Source organism: Candidatus Hydrogenedentota bacterium (genome assembly GCA_012523015.1).
In the GTDB taxonomy this organism is placed as follows: Bacteria; Hydrogenedentota; Hydrogenedentia; order Hydrogenedentales; family CAITNO01; genus JAAYBJ01.
The window spans coordinates 1-3,708 of the sequence record JAAYJI010000067.1 but is presented as its reverse complement, the minus strand read 5'-3'; the positions used below and the strand labels follow the sequence as shown (position 1 = coordinate 3,708).

Annotated in this window: 3 protein-coding genes and 1 pseudogene; 2 read left to right on the top strand and 2 right to left on the bottom strand. The window is 39.1% G+C overall.

Annotated features, from left to right (window positions below):
• Positions 1-54 precede the first annotated feature (54 nt).
• Both GX117_02785 and GX117_02780 read right to left on the bottom strand, forming a co-directional pair.
• Positions 55-888 (bottom strand): annotated as a pseudogene (locus GX117_02785) (ribonuclease E/G).
• 290 nt (positions 889-1,178) lie between these two features.
• Positions 1,179-1,460, bottom strand: a complete 282-nt coding sequence (locus GX117_02780) for an integration host factor subunit beta (protein ID NLO32271.1) — start codon at positions 1,458-1,460, stop codon at positions 1,179-1,181.
• A gap of 256 nt (positions 1,461-1,716) precedes the next feature.
• Here GX117_02780 and ssb point away from each other — a divergent pair, with 256 nt between their 5' ends.
• Positions 1,717-2,160 carry a single-stranded DNA-binding protein gene (gene ssb / locus GX117_02775; protein NLO32270.1) on the top strand — a complete coding sequence of 148 codons (444 nt, stop codon included), beginning with the start codon at positions 1,717-1,719 and terminating at the stop codon, positions 2,158-2,160.
• Positions 2,161-2,254: 94 nt separating this feature from the next.
• Positions 2,255-3,583 (top strand): gliding motility-associated protein GldE, encoded by a 1,329-nt coding sequence (gene gldE, locus GX117_02770; GenBank protein NLO32269.1) that lies wholly within the window; start codon positions 2,255-2,257, stop codon positions 3,581-3,583.
• The last annotated feature ends 125 nt before the right edge of the window (positions 3,584-3,708 follow it).

Genomic DNA, 3,708 nt, shown 5'->3' with positions numbered 1-3,708 from the left:
CGATTTTACCTGTTTTGTAATGCCGAAGTTGTCTAAAATGGGTAAAGCACCTCAGTATTGCTTCACGACTTTATTTCTATCCGGTGCAATAACACCTACATAATCGGCAATCTGTTCGGCTACGTCACGATCATTAACATGAATCTGCTCGAACGAGGGATTAAAGATATCGCGCAAGAGTGCCACCGCACGCCCTGTTTCCTGAAAAATGAGTGTTGGTGCTTTGGCTTTCTGTATTTTGCCGATATTATCTTCCCATCGTTTAACCAGCACTTTGAGCTCGGCATCGAGGTCTGCCACTCGTTTACCTTCTGCATTAGTTCGTATAATTACACCAAAATTCTTTGGCTTTATACTATTAATGAGTTGCCGGAGCCGGGCACGTTCCTCGCGTGACTTAATTTTTTGGGATACCGAAACACGATTGATAAATGGAATTAAAACCATGAATCGCCCAGCGAAAGATATCTCAGCTGTTAGCCTAGGCCCTTTAGTAGATATGGGCTCTTTGGCAATTTGAACCAATATTTCTTGGCCAACCTTAAGGATATCCGTGATGGAACCGTCTTTTTCGATATCTGGTTGAAGCTTCATCTTCTGAAGATGAGGCACCTTCTTTTTCGTTTCAACAAACTTCTGAAAACTCAGAATCGAGTTGAATTCTACCCCTAGATCCAAATAGTGAAGAAAAGCGTCCTTTTTATGTCCCACATTTACAAATGCAGCGTTAAGGGCGGGCATAAGTTTCTTTACTTTGCCCAAGTAGATATTTCCAACTGCAAAAGATTCGTCCTGATTTTCCTGTTGCAACTCGACAAGTTTTTTGTCTTCAAGAACAGCAATGGTAACCTCTTCGCGTTGAACATCTACAACAAGTTCGCTTGTCACAATTGTTCTTTTTTAAATATTATGTAATTATTACAGCTTTCTGTCATCCCAACAGAAAAGGGGGCCCACTCTAGGGCCTTTCCCTATTATTTTATACAGGAAGAACAAACTTATTTACCTTTGGTTTTCCTTAAGTTTGTTCCTCTATATATATTAAATAAAGACTATCGGCCTACTTTTTCTTTTTATGCCTATTTTTCCTAAGTCTTTTTTTACGCTTATGTACAGACATTTTATGCCTTTTTCTTTTTTTTCCACTTGGCATGTTGAAAATCTCCTATTTGATTAAATTATTTTATTTTTTTCACCTGGGCAACAAATGACTTGGCAGGCTTGAAGGCGGGAATATTGTGTTCGGGAATTATAATGGTAGTGTTCTTTGAAATATTGCGAGCGGTTTTCTGGGCTCTCTTCTTTACAATAAAGCTGCCAAAACCTCTTAGATAAACATTCTCGTTACTAGATAGGGAATCTTTCACAACCTCCATAAAGGCTTCAACAGTTGCTAATACTGATGCTTTATCAACACCCGTCTTTTTCGCAATTTCGTTTACAACATCTGCTTTAGTCATCTTATTTACATTTAAAATATTAATAATAATACCATTTGTTAATTAGTAAAATTTTGGATTGCAAATATATAGCTTTTTTTTCATCTCTAAAAATAAAAAGGAGGAAATTTTCTATTTTCCATTGTTTTTGTGTAATAACACTCTTTTTAGTACAAATATCTTACTTTACTGAGTGAAATGTAGTTGTGAAATTGCAAATCTTTGATTAATTTTGCTTTATACTGCTAAGCGGTTTTAAACAATAAATATTTTAGTTATGTCAGTGAATAAAGTTATTTTAGTTGGAAACGTGGGGAGAGACCCGGAAATGAAGTATTTTGACAATGATGTTGCTAAAGCAAACTTCTCACTAGCTACTAGCGAAAGAGGTTACACGACATCAAGTGGAACGCAAGTGCCCGAGAGGACTGAGTGGCACAATATTGTTTGTTGGAGAGGATTGGCGCAGATAGCTGAAAGATTTGTAAAGAAAGGGACTCTGCTTTACGTGGAGGGAAAAATTCGTTCCCGTTCATATGACGACCAGAATGGCATAAAGAGGTATATCACCGAAATAGTGGCTGATAACTTAGAATTATTAAGCCGTAAGCAAACCACTGATGGTGTTGAAGCAGATGGTGAAAAGACAGAAACCCGCATGCCCGAACCTACAACAAACGAGGAGGATAGCAACTCGGAACTAGATGATTTGCCATTTTAAATAAAACATCGTATTTTCGCGCAAGGATGCTTTATCTCTTCATTCTGTAAATCAAGCGTTAAAGGATTCTTTTGTCTCATTAAAAAGTTGCCACTTGGACCCTGACCCTTTATCATTTTTATGCATGGCTATGCCGGGCTTTATCCCCGCTGTATCCGACTATGTTTTAACGGCTATACTTTTACTGATAATTATTATTAATGCCATCATCTCGGGCTCCGAGGTAGCCTTTTTTACTATTCAGCAAAATAGGCATGATGGATATCAAAACCTGGATGATAACCCGCGAAAAGCTCGCGTAATAGACCTTCTAAATAAACCGGAAAAGCTTTTAACTTCCATAGTTATAACCTACAATTTATTGAATATAACTATCACGGCCCTGTCTATATACCTGCTGAATAGATTGCCTTTTTTTTCAGGGAGGATCACGGAGTTTCTTATCCTTGAAATCATTATTGTTATATGCGTGATTATACTTTTTGTAGATATCTTTCCCAAGTTCTACGCATCTCATAATCCTACCCGTTTTGCTTCCAATCATTCCCTGTTGATAGGCTTTATAAACAGGATAATGAACCCGATTACATCACTCCTTTTGAAAAGTAACGGGTTGTTTAGCCGTTCCGCTGCCCAAGTGAAGCAGGAGATATCGGTAGATGACCTTTCTAAAGCACTTGAGATTACATCTAACGAAACTACCCGTGATCAGGAAAAAGAGATGCTCGAAGGGATCATTCGGTTCAGGGATAAGAGCGTGGATGATATTAAAATGTCGCGTAGCGATATGGTCGCGATAAATGCAGAGACAGTTTTTTTTGAGGTGATTAGCTTTATTGTTGATGCAGGCTTTTCACGCATTCCTGTTTTTGATGAAAATCCCGACAATATACGAGGTATCTTGTATGTGAAGGACTTGCTACCACATCTTGGTAAGCCAGCCGATTTTGGATGGCAGTCATTGATACGCTCTGCCTATTTTGTGCCCGGCTCTAAGCGTATTGACGACCTGCTTGAAGAGTTCCGCAACAACAAAATACACATGGCAATAGTTGTTGACGAGTATGGAGGAACCTCGGGACTGGTTACTATGGAGGATATCCTCGAAGAGATAGTGGGCGATATCAGCGACGAGTATGACGAAGAGCTACCCTTCTACTCGATGGCACCGGATGGCTCATATATTTTTGAAGGAAAAACCCATCTTGAAGACTTTATAAAGATTACCAACGTGCCTGAAAAGGATTTTGAAATAATTTCGGACGAAGTGGATACATTAGCGGGCCTACTACTGGAGCTCAAGGGCGATTTCCCTAAAAGGAAAGAGAGCCTTACTTATAAAAAGTACACCTTTCTCGCGGAGGAAATGAGCAAAAAGCGAATCGTGAAAGTACGTTATATCCCTCCAAAAACGACCCGGTAATACCCTCATTATGCTCATAAGAAAAGAATATACAAGCAACAATGGACTTATTGGAATTTGGAAAATGGATGAGTCGCCGGGGGAGCTTCTGGAGCTGTTTCCCAAACGCCTACGTTCAGAAGCTG

Coding starts and splice junctions, on each gene's coding strand:
- GX117_02780 (NLO32271.1), bottom strand. CDS start 1,460: ATGACTAAAGCAGATGTTGTAAACGAAATTGCGAAAAAGACGGGTGTT.
- ssb (NLO32270.1), top strand. CDS start 1,717: ATGTCAGTGAATAAAGTTATTTTAGTTGGAAACGTGGGGAGAGACCCG.